The organism is Humibacter sp., from assembly GCF_035547335.1.
Taxonomy (GTDB): Bacteria; Actinomycetota; Actinomycetes; order Actinomycetales; family Microbacteriaceae; genus Humibacter.
In genome coordinates, this window is the sequence record NZ_DASZVF010000051.1 from 71,536 (window position 1) to 85,995 (window position 14,460).

At 70.3% G+C, this 14,460-nt stretch carries 13 protein-coding genes; 4 read left to right on the forward strand and 9 right to left on the reverse strand.

Annotation, left to right across the window (positions count from 1 at the left end; all coding sequences use genetic code 11):
- The first annotated feature begins 24 nt into the window (after positions 1-24).
- Positions 25-2,655, forward strand: a complete 2,631-nt coding sequence (locus VHB92_RS10985; RefSeq protein WP_325453793.1) for a septum formation family protein — start codon at positions 25-27, stop codon at positions 2,653-2,655.
- 42 nt (positions 2,656-2,697) lie between these two features.
- On the opposite strand, the gene VHB92_RS10990 is transcribed toward VHB92_RS10985, so the two are convergent.
- The 3 genes from VHB92_RS10990 to VHB92_RS11000 form a co-directional block, all read right to left on the reverse strand.
- A complete protein-coding gene (locus VHB92_RS10990; RefSeq protein WP_325453794.1) occupies positions 2,698-3,696 on the reverse strand; it encodes a hypothetical protein in 999 nt (332 codons plus the stop codon).
- A 157-nt stretch (positions 3,697-3,853) separates the two neighbouring features.
- Positions 3,854-4,450: a GNAT family protein gene (locus VHB92_RS10995; protein ID WP_325453795.1), complete on the reverse strand. Its 597-nt coding sequence runs from the start codon at positions 4,448-4,450 to the stop codon at positions 3,854-3,856.
- 60 nt (positions 4,451-4,510) lie between these two features.
- Positions 4,511-5,311 carry an HAD-IIA family hydrolase gene (locus VHB92_RS11000; protein ID WP_325453796.1) on the reverse strand — a complete coding sequence of 267 codons (801 nt, stop codon included), beginning with the start codon at positions 5,309-5,311 and terminating at the stop codon, positions 4,511-4,513.
- A gap of 296 nt (positions 5,312-5,607) precedes the next feature.
- On the opposite strand from VHB92_RS11000, the gene VHB92_RS11005 reads away from it, so the two are divergent.
- The 3 genes from VHB92_RS11005 to VHB92_RS11015 are packed head-to-tail and all read left to right on the forward strand — an operon-like array spanning position 5,608 to position 7,890.
- Positions 5,608-6,783, forward strand: coding sequence for a serine hydrolase domain-containing protein (locus tag VHB92_RS11005; RefSeq protein WP_325453797.1), 1,176 nt, complete (start codon positions 5,608-5,610; stop codon positions 6,781-6,783).
- Positions 6,784-6,826: 43 nt separating this feature from the next.
- Positions 6,827-7,495 (forward strand): TrmH family RNA methyltransferase, encoded by a 669-nt coding sequence (locus tag VHB92_RS11010; RefSeq protein ID WP_325453798.1) that lies wholly within the window; start codon positions 6,827-6,829, stop codon positions 7,493-7,495.
- Positions 7,496-7,539: 44 nt separating this feature from the next.
- Positions 7,540-7,890: an SdpI family protein gene (locus VHB92_RS11015; RefSeq protein WP_325453799.1), complete on the forward strand. Its 351-nt coding sequence runs from the start codon at positions 7,540-7,542 to the stop codon at positions 7,888-7,890.
- Between the two features lie 118 nt (positions 7,891-8,008).
- Here the strand turns inward: VHB92_RS11015 and VHB92_RS11020 are convergent, their stop codons facing one another.
- From VHB92_RS11020 to VHB92_RS11045, 6 genes are all read right to left on the reverse strand, one after another.
- The gene (locus tag VHB92_RS11020) at positions 8,009-8,767 is read right to left on the reverse strand and encodes an SDR family oxidoreductase (protein WP_325453800.1); all 759 of its coding nucleotides are present in this window, start codon (positions 8,765-8,767) and stop codon (positions 8,009-8,011) included.
- A gap of 161 nt (positions 8,768-8,928) precedes the next feature.
- Positions 8,929-9,780: a metallophosphoesterase family protein gene (locus VHB92_RS11025; RefSeq protein WP_325453801.1), complete on the reverse strand. Its 852-nt coding sequence runs from the start codon at positions 9,778-9,780 to the stop codon at positions 8,929-8,931.
- A gap of 151 nt (positions 9,781-9,931) precedes the next feature.
- On the reverse strand, positions 9,932-10,705 hold the full coding sequence (locus tag VHB92_RS11030; RefSeq protein ID WP_325453802.1) for an SDR family oxidoreductase: 774 nt from the start codon (positions 10,703-10,705) through the stop codon (positions 9,932-9,934).
- Between the two features lie 103 nt (positions 10,706-10,808).
- Positions 10,809-12,704, reverse strand: a complete 1,896-nt coding sequence (locus VHB92_RS11035) for a YhgE/Pip domain-containing protein (protein ID WP_325453803.1) — start codon at positions 12,702-12,704, stop codon at positions 10,809-10,811.
- Complete coding sequence (locus VHB92_RS11040; RefSeq protein WP_325453804.1) at positions 12,701-13,627, reverse strand: hypothetical protein; 927 nt, start codon at positions 13,625-13,627, stop codon at positions 12,701-12,703. The genes VHB92_RS11035 and VHB92_RS11040 overlap by 4 nt, the downstream gene beginning before the upstream one ends.
- A complete protein-coding gene (locus tag VHB92_RS11045) occupies positions 13,624-14,409 on the reverse strand; it encodes a helix-turn-helix domain-containing protein (RefSeq protein ID WP_325453805.1) in 786 nt (261 codons plus the stop codon). The genes VHB92_RS11040 and VHB92_RS11045 overlap by 4 nt, the downstream gene beginning before the upstream one ends.
- Between the last annotated feature and the right edge of the window lie 51 nt (positions 14,410-14,460).

Below are 14,460 nucleotides of genomic sequence, written 5' to 3' on the forward strand. Positions count from 1 at the left end.
GACTCTGCCGCGGACGACCCCGCGGTGAACGAACTAGCGGCGAATCCCGTCGCGAGCTCAGGCGCTGGCGACGAGCCTGTGCGCCGGTCGCGACGCCGGGCCGACGACATCGATGTCGATGACGATCCGGATGCCTACGAGCCGGCCTTCCCGCTGGCCCCGTCCACCCCGCCCCGGCCCGCTCCCCACCTTCCGGATCCCCGGGCGGAACCTCCGTCGTTCGAGATCCCCGAGCTGTCGATGCCGGTGCCGCCTCGTCCCGAGCAGGCCTCGCGCCCGCCGTCCACGCGGCTGCCGGGCGACGGCGAGAAGACGTTCTTCTGGGGTCTGACCCCGAACGACGAGCCCGACCCGCTCGTGCACGGCTCCGACGACGCCGGCCCCGCCGACGAGACCGGCGGTGCAGAGCGCGGCGGTTCCGGCCGCGGCGACCAGCCGTCGCCTGGGCTCGTGCCTCCGACCGTTCCGCTCGGGGCCCACGTTCCGCCGGCGTTCGTCGACGCCGCGGATGCCGACACGGCGGATGCCGAACCCGCGGATGCCGAACCCACGGATGCTGGAGCGTCGGCGAACCGGGAACCGGACGACAGCGGGTGGCCCGGCCGACCCTCTGACGCTCCCGGGAACGGCGCGGAGCGAGAGGGATCGGCATCCGGCGAGCCCGCCGATCCGGACGCGATCGCCGCGTGGACGCCCCCGAGTTTCACTGCGCCGGCATCGCCGGAGCCCGCGCCGCCGCAGCCGCGGCCGCAGCCGTTCAGCATTCCGGAGGCGCCTCCCACCTTCGTGGCGCCTCCGCCCGCGCCGGAGCCGCCGACGCCGCCCGTCTTGCCGCCCGACTCTCCATCCGTGGACGAGCAGCGCACTGTGGCGATGCCGGCCTGGATCCCGCCGAGCGAGGCTCCGCCAGGAGGCGAGCCATTCGGTTCCCCGTCGCCGACACGCGATGAGGAGGTCTCGTCACCCGCCCCGTTATCTGACCCGACGCCCGAACCGGCGCCCGACTCGTCGGTGCCTGGCACCGTGACACTGCCCTGGCTGCGTCGTTCGCGGGCATCCCGCAGCGCTGAGCACGAGGCCGCGGAGGCCGCCAAGGCGCGTGAGACGCCCGATGTCCCGGACGTCTCGGCTCCGACCGCTCCCGAGGCGGAGGCTCCGGAGAAGCCTGCGTCGTGGTCGCTCTTCGGCGACCTGTTCGACCAGTCGGGTCGGGACGCGCACGACGTCGCGAGCACGGATGCGCCGGCAGCCGCTCCCACGGGACTCGAGTCGACTTCCGCTCTTGGCAGCCACGAGGCCGGCACCGCCGCTCCCGATCCCGCCGAGGGACGCGGAGCGGAACCGGCAGCGCCAGGGCCCGACGCGCGTGATTCCGTGGGCCCCGAGTCGGGCAATGCCGCGCCGGGCAGTTCTGAGCCCGGCAACGCGGTGTCCGGTAACTCTGAGTCCGGCAACGTCGAGCCCGGCAGTGCCGACTCTGCCGACGCCGATTCCGACGAGCCCGTCGGCACGGCAACCGACCTGTTCGCGGCTCTGGAGGCGACCTCCGCCACGTCGACCATCCCCGGAGCGTCGGCCGGCGAAGCCGCCGCATACGACGTCCCGGCCGGCAACGGCGCCGGCCTCTCCTGGCCCTGGGGTGCATCCGCCGTCGCTCAGCCCCCTACCTCTCCTGCGGATGCCGTAGACGCCGGACCGGCCGGCGTCGAAGGCTCGGATCCACAAAGCACAGACGCGCAAAGCACCGACCCACAAAGCACAAACGCACAAAGCACCGACACACGAATGGGCGCAACGGGAACCCACGTCGCCCGGTCGGACGCACCCGCCACCGTGCCGCTCGCGAGCTCGCCGAGCGGCGGCGCCGCGTCCGAGAACGTGACGGACACCTCCGTCGCGGCGTCCGAGGCGCCGAGCCGGCGGACGGCACCCGCTCGTCGCGTGCGCCGCTCGGCCGGTTCTGCGAGTGCGACGGGCGCGGCAGCATCGCGAGCGGTGCGAGGCTCCGCGACCGGCTCCGGCGGTGGCACGCGGGGACCGATCTCCGATCACGACGACGACGGCGGGGGCCCCTCGCCTCGCGCCCAGCGCATCATGCTGGTCGTGGCTGGAGCGATGCTCCTCGTTCTGCTGCTCATCGCCCTGTTCATCGTGGGCCGTACCGCGATGCATCCGACGGCCGCCGGCACGCCGACTCCGACACCGAGCAAGAGCGCCACCCCCACCCCGACTCCCACGCCGACTGCGACTGCGGCGGCCACGGGACCGCAGGCGCCTGGCAAGCATCCGTGGAACTCGCTGCGCGGCGGCGAATGCCTCCAGCCGTTCACGACGGCGTGGGCCGAGACGTTCACGGTCGTGGACTGTGCGACTCCGCACGCCGGTCAGATGGTCTACACGGGTGTGTTCTCCGCCGATTCGAAGGCGGCGTTCCCCGGCGCGGACCAGCTCGCCTCGCAGATCAACGTGCTGTGTTCACGGCCCGGTGTGCTGAACCTGGGCGCCGCCGGCCAGTACGACGACGCCCAGGTGCAGGGCAGCTATCCGGTGACGGACAAGCAGTGGAAGAGCGGCCAGCGCTCCTACTACTGTTTCGTCAGCCGGGCATCCGGGCAGCCGATCACCGGCAGCCTCGCTGGTTCGGGTCCTCAGTAGCCCTGCCGGCGGAGGATCAGGCCGAGCGCCGGCCCGAGGGTCTCAGGGCTGCACGCTCGTGAGACGACCGACCGACAACGAGCGGCGTCGTACGGCGATCACGGCAAGCACGGCCAGCGCCACCAGAACGATGACGAGTTGCTCGACGACCGCGGCCCAGCCCGTCGAGGCGGCGTTCACCAGGCCGACCCAGCAGTACGTGAGGATGGCGCCGGATGCGAAGGCGAGAGCATCCGGCCGCGCCGCGAAGGCGAACACGATGCCGAGCGCCAGCACCGCCAGCATGACGGCGACCGGAACCCACGGGCTCACCGCATGCGGGATCTCGTGCGCGAGCTGGAACCCGGTGCTCAGCACGAGGCCGGCGGCGAGCGTTGCCAGGTAGCCGGATCCGCGTGCGCTGCGGCCAGCGGTCACCAGGGAGCGGCGCGAGCGGCGCGGGCCTCTGCGCCGCATCGCGGTGAAAGCGACGACCATGAGCGCGACGGCCAGGATGCCGCTGATCGCCAGTTCGAGACCGGTCGCCATGAACCCGCCGGTGAGGGCCGAGACGGCGAAGATCGCGAGCCCGCCGAGCACGAAGAACGTGGCGGGAACGGCGAGCCATCCTGCGCGGAACCACGGCCTCTCGCCGAACGCTGCCTCCATGACGGCGATGGGCGATCCGATGCTCCACACCACGTGCAGGGTCAGCACGAACACCAGCCACGGGCCCGCGGTGCCGAGCCAGGGCACGAACCCGTAGCCGAGCAGGTGCTGGCCCACGTAGTCCGGATCGAACAGCGACTGCGTGAGAACGCCCTCCTCGAGAACGCCGAACGCAAGGGCGAGCGTGAGGATGCCCGGCCAGCCGAGACCCGCGCGTCGGGCCAGCTCGCGGATCAGCACCGCGGCCGACCCGTAGAACGCGACGAACAGCACAAGCTGCGCGACCTGCTGGCCGGCCGACGGCGTGCCGTTCAGGTACTGGTCGCCGAGCAGGAACTCGGCCGTCACGGCGGAGGCGAGGGCGAGAGACAGCGCGTGCAGTAACGATCTCATGCCGCAAGGCTCGCGCGCGGGGCGAGCCGCGTCATACGGCATCCGTCACGTCGCGACTGTGACATTCGTCACCCGTGCCGCGCGGTGCGGTGCCGCGCCGCGCGGCGCCCGGGATGCGAGCCGCGAGCGCCGGTCTCCGTTAAACCGTTCGACGTCGCTAGCCGACGTGCTGGGCGACGCGCGCGTCAAGTCCCAGCCGAACGGCGGGCCATTCGTTGTTCAGGATCGAGAACGTGACGGTGTCGCGCACGGTGCCCTTGTACACCTGGTAGCTGCGCAGCACGCCGTCCTGTTTGGCGCCCAGACGGGCGATCGACGCCCGCGACTGGTGATTGTGCCAGTGCGTGTGGAAGTAGACGGCATTGCATCCCAGCACGTCGAACGCGCGCTCCAGCAGCAGGCGCTTGGCATCGGGGTTCACGCCCGTGCCGTGGGCGGAGGCAGCCATCCAGGTGTATCCGATCTCGACGCGCAGGTTCTCCGGTGAGATGTTGCAGTACGTGGTCATGCCGACGAGCCGGCCGGTACGGGTGTCGCGGATAGCCCACGGAGCCATCGACCCTTCGGCCTGCAGCGAGAGGCGGCGGCCGATCTCCGCCGCCATCTCCTCGGGCGTGGGAACGGTGGTGTACCAGATCTTCCAGAGCTCGCCGTCCGCGGCGGCACGACCGAGGTCGGTCGCGTGGTCGGGCGCGAGCGGTTCGAGCGTGGCGAGCGGTCCGGTCAGCTGCACGGTCTCGGCGAAGGCGGTCACGCTGCCGACGTTAGCGCTGCTTCAGCGCGCGTCCCAAAACCCGACACAGCGGCCGGGCGGTCAGATGGCGTCCGACTCCAGCGGCTCCTCTGACAGGAGCTGGTACACCCCGTCGAGCACCTCGTCGGGCCGGAACGGGTAGCGCTGGATCTCCGTGGTGTCGCTGATGCCGGTGAGCACGAGGACAGTGTGCAGGCCGGCCTCGATGCCGGCGACGATGTCGGTGTCCATGCGGTCGCCGATCATGCCGGTGTTCTCGGAGTGCGCGCCGATCTTGTTCATGGCCGACCGGAACATCATCGGGTTGGGCTTGCCCACCACGTACGGCTCACGTCCGGTCGCCTTCGTGATCAGGGCCGCGATCGCGCCGGTGGCAGGCAGCGGTCCGTCGGCGCTCGGGCCCGTGGCATCCGGATTCGTGACGATGAACCGCGCGCCCTGACCGATCAGGCGGATGGCCTTCGTGATCGCCTCGAACGAGTAGTTGCGCGTCTCGCCGACCACGACGTAGTCGGGATTGGTCTCGGTGAGGATGAACCCCGACTCGTGCAAGGCGGTGGTGATACCGGCCTCGCCGATCACGAACGCGCTGCCGCCCGGCATCTGCGACTTGCAGAACGCGGCTGTCGCCAGAGCGGATGTCCAGATCGACTCCTCGGGAACGTCCAGACCCGAGGCACGCAGCCGGGCGGCGAGATCTCGCGGCGTGAAGATCGAGTTGTTCGTGAGCACGAGGAAGGGCGTTCCCGCATCCCGCCACTGCTGGATCAACTCGGCAGCGCCGGGCAGCGCCTCGTTCTCGTGCACGAGAACGCCGTCCATGTCGGTGAGCCAGCATTCGATCTCGTCGCGGTTCGCCACAGGGCCTCCTCATTTCCGTACCCCAAGGGTAGTCGGGCCGAGCGACGGCGCTTCATCGCGCGGTCCTGGGCTGCGCAGACGAGGGCCGGCATGCTGACTCGGGCGCGTGGCTCTATCGAATCTCAAGGCGGGGCTCATAGGCTGAGTACGTCTCAAGAACCTGTGGGTGCAGCGAAGCGGCCGGAGGTCACGTGATGGGTTCGTTGTCAGCAGCCCCGAGGAGCGAGGGCGAACGGGGCGATCCATCCGGCGACGGGGCTCAGCGACCTCGCCGGGCGTGGTCGCGAACGGCGCGAATGACGGCATCCGCCGTCGCGGCCCTGCTGGCCGTCGGGTTCTTGGGCACGATTCCCGCAGCTGCCAATGCGGATGCCCGTTGCGGGCACGGGCAGACGGCGCTCGCGGCCGAGGTGTGCGCGGCATCCGGCGACGCGCGCGGCGCCAAGGTGCTCAGAACGGTCCAGAGCGTTAAGGAGAAGTACGGCGCACGCGCTGTTCTGTTCGGCGTGTGGCAGCATGGCAAGCCCCTGGTGACCGGGGCGCTGGGCACCTCGATGCCCGGGGTGCGGGCATCCAGCGACGACCACGTGCGTATCGGCAACGTGACGGAGTCGATGATGACGACCGTGCTGATGAAACTGGTCGAGCGGCACAAGATCGCCCTCAGTGACACGGTCGCGAAGTGGCTGCCCGACGTTCCGCACGGCGATCAGGTGACGATCCTGCAGTTGGCGAACAGCACCTCCGGCTATGCGAGCTTCTATACGGATGCCTGGACCGCGAACTTCCGCGCCGATCCGTTCCGCCATTGGACGGTCGACGAGGAGATCGCAGGGGGTGCCGACCAGCCGCTCGACTTCACCCCGGGCACGAACTGGCGGTTCAGCGACACCAACTTCATGATCCTCGGCAAGGTGCTGGAGAAGGCGGGCGGGGCGCCCTTCGCCACCCAGCTGACGCACGACGTCCTGGCGCCGCTGGATCTGGGCGAGACCGCCATGACGACGACGTCGGCGATCCCGTCGCCCGTGCTGCACGGCTACGACGCGGAGCGCGGCGACTATCAGGACTCGACCTTCTGGTCGATCAGCTGGGCGGCCAACATCGGCAACACGACGTCGACCATCGGCGACCTCGCGGTGTGGGCCAGGGCCCTGGGCAAGGGCACGCTGCTCACGCGAGCGTCGCACAAGCAGCAGTTCGCACCGACGACGGCAGGGCTGGGGCCGTTCACCGACGCGCAGTACTACGCGCTGGGCATGGTGGTGAGCAACGGCTGGATCATCTCGAACCCCAACGTTCCCGGCTATTGGGATGCGGTGGCCTACCTTCCGTCGAAGGACATGGCGATCGTGCTCGTCGTCACGGCCGGACAGTCCTCGCCTCAGGGGCCCCACTATGCGATCGCCGGGTTCGACGCGGTCGCCGACCTGCTGACGCCGTCGAACCGTCCCCAGTTCCCCTACGACTGATCCGGCGCGGCCGCAGCGTGGGCGGCGCCAGTACAGTGATCCCGTGGATGACGCGCCGAACTCAGCCTCAGCGGCGGCCTCCACACCCGAGCGGTCCACCCACGGCGTCGGCCCGTGGCCGGGCGGACCGGATGCCTGGCCTAAGGACGAGCGGTACGACCACGAGCTGCTCGCCAACGGCGACACGCGCAACGTCATCGACCGCTACCGCTACTGGCGCATGGAGGCGATCGTCGCGGAGCTGGATGCTCGCAGGCATCCGTTCCACGTCGCCATCGAGAACTGGCAGCACGACATGAACATCGGGTCGATCGTGCGCAGTGCGAACGCGTTCCTCGCCCACACGGTGCACATCGTGGGACGTCGTCGCTGGAACAAGCGCGGGGCCATGGTGACGGATCGCTACCAGCATGTCGTGCACCACGACACGATCGCCGAGCTGGTGACATGGGCGAAGGGCGAAGGCATCCCCATCATCGCGGTCGACAACGTGCCGGGAAGCGTGCTCATCGAGACGTTCGTATTGCCGGAGCGTTGCGTACTACTGTTCGGTCAGGAGGGGCCGGGGCTCTCCCTCGAGGCGATCGAGGCGGCGGATGCCATCGTCGAGATCGCCCAGTTCGGCTCGACCCGCTCGATCAACGCGTCCGCGGCCGCGGCCATCGCCATGCACGCCTGGATCGAGCAGCACGCGGACGTGCGCCGGGCCTGACGTTCAGCGGACACTGCCTGACGTCGCGGAGGTAGCGTTTCAGCGTGATCATCGGTGCTGCCGTCGTGGGGATACTGTCCATCGCCGTCGTCGTCTTGATTCCTCTTTGCGCGACCGGGCGCATCCCGCGCAATCCGTTCATCGGCCTGCGCCTGCCCGCGTTCTTCGCCTCGGAGGATGCGTGGAAGGCGGGACATCGCGCGGCCGTTCCGTCGTCGGTGGTGGGTGCCGTCGTCGCTCTGGTGGCGTGCGTGCTCGCCATCGCCCTGCCGTCGACAGCAGGCGTCTGGCTCACGGTGGCGGTCGTCGCGCTGCTCGCCGGACTCGTCGTCGGTGCCGTGCTCGGAACCCGAGCCGCGCGGAGGGTGTCGAGCCCGTCCGACCTCGGGCGGTGAGGTACTTCCACTCCACGCGGCATTGCGCTCCGGCCGACCCGGCATCAGCCCACCGTGGCCGACGCACGTGCTGGACCACGCTGACCGTGTCACGTGACGGCGCCGAGCGGCACCGCGGTCACCCCTGAGCCGGGATCCTCTGCTCGGCCAGCCACTCGTCGAACGTCTGGGTGCCGAGCCGCGCGTCCGGTCCGGGAAGGATGGCGCCGTCGCGCATCCCACGCCCCATCGCTCCCGGCATGGCGAAGTCGAACACGAGGCGGTGCAGGCCGCGCGCGGCGAGGTAGGCGCGGATCATCCTCGTCATCTGCTCCTCCCGGGGGCCGGCGAGGTCACGGTCGAGGCCGCGCGGCTCCCCGACGGCGATGTCCGCGAGCGCCTCGCCCACTTCGGCGGCCGCAAGGGGCTGGCACCGCGCGATGGGCGCGAGCTGCAGCGGCCCGAACGCGGCTCGCGTCGTCATCTGCTGCGCGAACTCATGGAACTGTGTGGCCCGTAGCAGGCTCCAGCCGCCGGGCAGCGCCATGACGATGCGCTCCTGCGCGACCTTGCCCGCGTAGTATCCGCTGTCGGCTTGTGCCGCACCCACGATCGACAGAGCGACATGGTGCCGCACGCGCGCGCGCTTCTCGGCGTTCAGCAGATTGCGCGTGACCGTGCCGAAGAACCGCACGGCGGCCTTGGCGGACTGCGAGGACGTCGAGCTCACATCGACGACGGCATCGACGTCGCGGAGTGCGTCGTCGAGGCCCGTGGCCGTGACGAGGTCCACACCTGCGGACCGCGACAGCGTCGCCACGTCGTGCCCGCGAGCCTTCAACGCCTCCTCGACGTGCCTTCCGACGACTCCGGTTCCTCCGGCTACGGCGATCCTCATGGATTCCTCTCCGCGTTCTTCTCAGCGACGTTTCCGTCGACGACGATGTCATGACAACCAGGCCGCACTCGGTCTCTCGGCCGCGGTCCTACAGAAGTGACCGGATAGCCATCGATTTTGTGATGGCATCCGGGGTTTCCGAAGGCACTCGGGTTCGCGACCTATGCGGGCGCACCGAACGACTCCGCGACCTGTCTGATGCCCTCGGCGTCGAGTTCGAAGACGAGCTCGCCGTCGCGGGGTCCCGGCGCCGACACGATCGACACCCGGGGAGCGCCGGACGCCGCGAGGTCCACGAGCGCGAAGCCCGCGCCCACGGTGGCGCGCTCCAGCCCTTCCGGCGCGGTCACATCCGACGTGTTCGTCACACCGGGCGCCACCACGATGGGGATGCCCCGCTCGAGCGTGACGAGCGGGTGGTGGTAGTGGCCGCTGAGCACCAGCCGCGCGTCGCTGCCGTCGAGCACGCCGAGCAGGGCGTGCGGGTCGTCCAGCTCCAGCAGGCGCAGGAGCGGGGTGACGGCGCCCGTCGGCGGATGATGCACGACGACGACGGTGCCAAGGTCGACCGGCTGGGCCAGCACGTCGGAGAGCCAGGCGAGCTGCTCGGCATCCAGGGACCCGTATGCCGCTCCAGGCACGGACGAGTCGAGCGTGACGATGCGGTGCCGGCCGAGCGTGTGCACGCGGCGGCGGGGGCCGAGCACGGCGGTGAAGGCATCCGGATGATCGTGGTTGCCCATCGCGTACACCGTCTGCGCGCCACGCTCGGCGGCCCACGGCTCGACCAGGTCGTGCAGCTTGCGGTACGCCGCCTCCGTGCCGTCTTCGCTCAGGTCGCCGGAGAGCACGACGGCGTCGATCCCTGGAATCTCGGACGCCTTCGCCAGCACCCGCTCGAGCGTGTCCGTCGTGTCGACGACGCCGTGGTGCAGCGTGCGGTCGCCGTACAGATGGGTATCGCTGATGTGCAGCAGTCGGAGATCGGCGCGCGCCTGGTGGGATGCCTTCACGCGGCCACCATACCCACGCCCTGTGACGCTGGAGCCAATTCTCGCGACTGTGCGTCTCTCCCGATTGCGCCACGTTTTCTGGCGCAGCTGCAAATGAGTGGCGCAATTGTGGGGCGGAGGGCCAGTGAAGTGCCGCGCCGGGCCCAGGACCTCAGTTCGGGAGCAGCCGGCTCATGGTCGCGAGCGGGCCGGCGAGCGAGCCGCCATCCACAGGGAGCGTCACGCCGGTGATCCAGGATGCGTCATCCGATGCGAGGAATGCGATGGCCGCCGCGATGTCGGCAGGCTCACCCACGCGACCGAGCGGATACAGCGGGGAGAGGGCATCCGGACCGCCCTGGTGGTCCCACACGCGTGTGCGCACGGTGCCGGGTGCGACGACGTTGATGCGCACGCCCGCCGGCCCGAGCTCGACCGCGAGGTTCTTGGCGAGCAGCGTGAGGCCGGCCTTGGCGGCCGCGTAGGCCGGCTCGCCGTACGCGGCGACGCCGTTCACCGAGCCCACCATCACGATCGACCCCTTGCTGGCGATGAGCGCTTCGCGACAGGCGCGGATGAGACGCACCGGCCCATGCAGGTTCAGGCTGACGATCGCGTTCCAGTGCTCCTCGTCGAGGCCGTCGTCCACCGCGTTGTCGCCTCCGGCGACGGATGCCACGACATCGATGCGTCCGAACCGATCGAGCACTGCTGCCACTGCGTCATCAACGGAGGCGGGGTCCGTCACATCGCACTCGAAGACGGCCGTGCGCTCGGATGTCGAGGCGTCCACGACCGCGCGCTTCTCGAGCTGGGATGCCGCGGCGTGGGGCTCGCGGTCGAGAACCGCCACCCGCGCCCCCTCGTCGAGCAGCCGCTCCGCCGTCGCCCATCCGATGCCGTTCGCGCCGCCGCTCACGACGGCCACTCTGTCGTCGAATCTCATTCCCACACGCTAGTCCGCCGCGGTGGGCGGGTGTCGACAGGCTCAACCGGCGGTGGGTTTCGACAGGCTCAACCGGCGGATGGGCGAGGTCATGGGCGGGGCGTCAGCCTATGAGGCTGGGCTGGAGGTCTCGCAGGGTGCGATGGTGAGTCATCCGGACGACGCCGACCGATGTGATCGCGAGGGCCCCGACGAGCCAGAGCACGAGGAACAGGGCGTCACCGCCTGCGAGTGACGCGCTTCCTCCATACATGGTCTGTCGTATTCCGTCAACGGCATATGACATCGGCAGCGCGTGATGGAGCCACGCCAGAGGGCCCGGCAGGGTCTGCCACGGGAAGGTTCCGCCGGCCGACACGAGTTGAAGCACCATGAGCACGAGCCCGAGGAACTGGCCGACGCTGCCGAGCCACACGTTCAGCGCCAGGATGATCGACGCGAACGTGACGGATGCCAGAGCCATGACCCCGAACGTCGCCGCCGGGTTCTCCACGTGGAAACGCAGCGCTCCGGCGACGATGGCGTACAGCGCCACCATCTGCACGACGCCCAGTACGGCGGGCGTGAGCCAGCCGGCCAGAGTGATCCGGAACGGCGAGCGCAGCGCCGTGATCGCCCTTCGCGACACGGGCTTGACGATGAGGAACAGCGCATAGATGCCGATCCACGCGGCCAGCGCCATGAAGAACGGCGCGAGACCGGCGCCGTACGTTCCCGCGCTCGCCTCCTTCGACGTGTCCAGCCGCACCGGGTCAGCGATGGTCTTCGCCTGTGCGGCGCGCTCCGACGCCGTCGTCTGCGGGATCTGCTGCACGCCGTCATCCAGACCGGTCTTCAGTGCAGTGGTGCCCTGCGCAAGCGCGCCGAGTCCGTCGCGCAGGCTCGCGGCACCGCCTGCGGCCTGGGACGAGCCATCCGCGAGCTGCGCCGCACCGTTCGCCGCCTGCTGGATGCCGCCGCTCAGCGCGGGAGCGGATGCCGCCAGTTGCGCCGCGCCCGCCGCCACCTGCTGCGAGCCGCCCGCCAGCTGATTCACCTGGCCGACGGCCGTCTGCACCTGCTGGTTGCCGTCGGTCACCTTGGTGCCGAGCACGTCCAGTTGCGCCACGACGCGGTCGATCTCATCCTGCGGGATGCCCTGCTGCTGCATGTACTGGATGATCTGCGCGCGCACGTCGGGCACGGCGTTCGCCGCGTCCTGGGACAACGTGCCAGCACGATCCGCGTAACCGGCCAAGGTGGTGTTGCCGGCGGCGACCTGCCGGGCCCCGTCTGCGAGCCGCGCGGTCTGCGACGGCAGGTCCGCTGTCTGCGACGCCAGGGTCCCGAGCCCGTCGCGCAGCGATGCCGAGCCGGTCGCCAGCCGCGCGGTGCCGTCGGCGAGGGTCGCGGCCCCGTCGTGCGCGGTGTTCGCGCCGTCGGCAAGCCGACCCGCGGCATCCGCTGCCGACGACAGGTTCGAGCGGATGTCCGACAGCGCGAGCAGGAACCGGTTCGCCGCCTCTCGGTTCACCTCCTGCACGATGGATGCCTTGATGGTCTCGGCGGCCTGCTGGCCGATCGTGGACGCCAGGTAGCTGTTCGTGTCGTTCGTGGTCAGCGTGACGGTGGCCTTCTGCGGATCCGGCGTCGAGGCACTCGTGAGCTGTCGCGAGAAGTCAGCAGGCAGGGTGATCGCGAAGTCGTAGCGCTGCGAGCCCAGACCTTTGACCGCGGTGGCAGCAGACACGCGGTGCCAGTCGAAGGAGCCGTCGTCGATCAGCCGATCGGCCACCTTCTCCCCATAGTCGACGGATGCCCCGTCGACGGTGGTCCCGGTGTCCGCGACGACGATGGCGGCGGGGATCTGGCCGAGCTTCGCGTACGGGTTCTGGTTCGCCCAGAGGTACAGCGCGCCGTAGATGACGGGAACGCACATCAGCGCGAGCAGTGCGATCGTCGCCATGCGGCTGGCCGTCAGGCGGCGCAGTTCGGCCGCGATCATCTGGGGGACCTTCATTCATCACTCGTTTCCGCGTGAGCATCGGGGGAATCGTTCTGTGCGGCCGACGAGTCGCCGTCCTCCGGTGCCGCACCGTCACGCGCGGCCGGGTCGCCGCGCGTCACGGCTCCGTTAGGCGCGGTCGAGGCGCTGCGCGCCACCGCACCGCCGGGCGCGGTCGGGTCGCCGGGCGTCACCGCACCGCCGGGCATGGTAGGGGCGCCGGGTACCGGCTGGCTGATCACATCGGGCACGCCGGCATACGACGACTCGGCGAGCGGCACGGCATCCGAGTCGTCCCTGGTCGGGTCGTCGTCCGGCGCCTGCTCGGCCCACGGCGTGCCGAGCCGCTCGACCAGTGAGCTGGCCGCGATCGCCGCGGCTGAGGCATCGCCGGCGATGACGAGCACCGCATAGCCCCGGGATGCGACATCCAGCGCGATCCGCCACCACGCGTTCGGATCCCCGCCGTGACGATCCGGCGAGGTGAGCACGATGCCACGAACGCCATCACGCAACAGCGCGAGCTCGACGAGCAACCGGATGCGCACGGTCGGCGGCACCTGCCCGATCGCGTCGCGAGCTCGCTCGGCCATCCCCAGCTCGGCCAGCGCATCCCCGACCGCGCGGCCGCCCGAGGGCCTGCCCGCGAACATGAGCTCTTCCGCGGCGACGCTGGCGACGGTGACATTCGGCGCAGGGTCGCTGACATCGGGCGCATCCACGAGGGCGACGGCGTTGCGCAGCGCCGACGCGTCAGGTTCGCCGTCGATGGTCACGGTGCCGGAACTCGGTCTCATCCGGCCGGATGCGAGCAGACCCAGCACCGTGGGCCGCTGCTCCGTCTCCGCGCGGGCGAGCACGGCCTCTCCGGTGGCGTAGGCGAGCGTCACCCTGTCGAGTGCTGGCCGTTTCGAGACGGCGTTGAGTGCGATCCTCACGCGCGTCCCCTTTCGGACTCAGCTTGGCTCACGTCTTCGCCTTGGGTATGGGGTGCACGGTCGGATGCCGCTTCCTGCTCGGATCGTGTCGAGAGTCCCGTCTCGGGAGCACGCGCGGTCGTGGTCGCGCGGTCGGGCTCGGCGCCGAACGCGAGCTCCGGAGTGCTCGCCACGAGCTCGTCTGCTTCGTGCCAGGCCAGGCCGGCCACGCTGAGCGCCGTGACCATGACGAGCGTGTGCCCGGTGCGCGCATCCAAGCCGTCGTGGGTGGCCTCGGTGAGCACGTCGACGGCGACGCGTTCGATCAGCCGAGCGAGCTGATCCGGCCGGATGTCGCGCCGCAGCACGCCGTCGCGAACGCCGCGGCGCACCGTCTCTCGTAGCTTCGCCCGCGCCGGCTCGAGCGCTCGGGCAACGAGGTCCATGTGCGGGCCGCGCACGGCGAACTCGGCCGTCACGCTGGCGTGCTGCACCTCGCGCCACAGGGTCGCGCCGTACAGGGCGATCTCGATGCGGGCATCCTCGTTCGCGATGTCGAGAATGGATGCCCCGACACGCTCCGACCCTTGCGCGAGCACCTCGCGGACGAGGTCGTCTCGCGTGGCGAAGTGCCCGTACACGGCACGGCGGCTGAGGCCGGCCTCTGCCGCGATGGCCTCGAGAGAGGCGTCGACGTCGTCGTTGAGCACGCGCACGGCGGCGTCGAGCAGCGCTGCCCGGTTCTCGGCCGCGTCTTTGCGCGGGGCGCGCGAACGCTGGGATTCGTCGAGGTCGGTGGGCATACATCCAGTCTACTAACTTGCACAGCGATGTGCACGTTAGTGAGGAGATGC

Bases quoted from the DNA above. Each gene is read 5' to 3' on its own strand.
- VHB92_RS11045 (WP_325453805.1), bottom strand. From the start codon at position 14,409: ATGCCCACCGACCTCGACGAATCCCAGCGTTCGCGCGCCCCGCGCAAA.
- VHB92_RS10990 (WP_325453794.1), bottom strand. From the start codon at position 3,696: ATGAGATCGTTACTGCACGCGCTGTCTCTCGCCCTCGCCTCCGCCGTG.
- VHB92_RS11035 (WP_325453803.1), bottom strand. From the start codon at position 12,704: ATGAAGGTCCCCCAGATGATCGCGGCCGAACTGCGCCGCCTGACGGCC.
- VHB92_RS11005 (WP_325453797.1), top strand. From the start codon at position 5,608: ATGACGGCATCCGCCGTCGCGGCCCTGCTGGCCGTCGGGTTCTTGGGC.
- VHB92_RS11020 (WP_325453800.1), bottom strand. From the start codon at position 8,767: ATGAGGATCGCCGTAGCCGGAGGAACCGGAGTCGTCGGAAGGCACGTC.
- VHB92_RS11030 (WP_325453802.1), bottom strand. From the start codon at position 10,705: ATGAGATTCGACGACAGAGTGGCCGTCGTGAGCGGCGGCGCGAACGGC.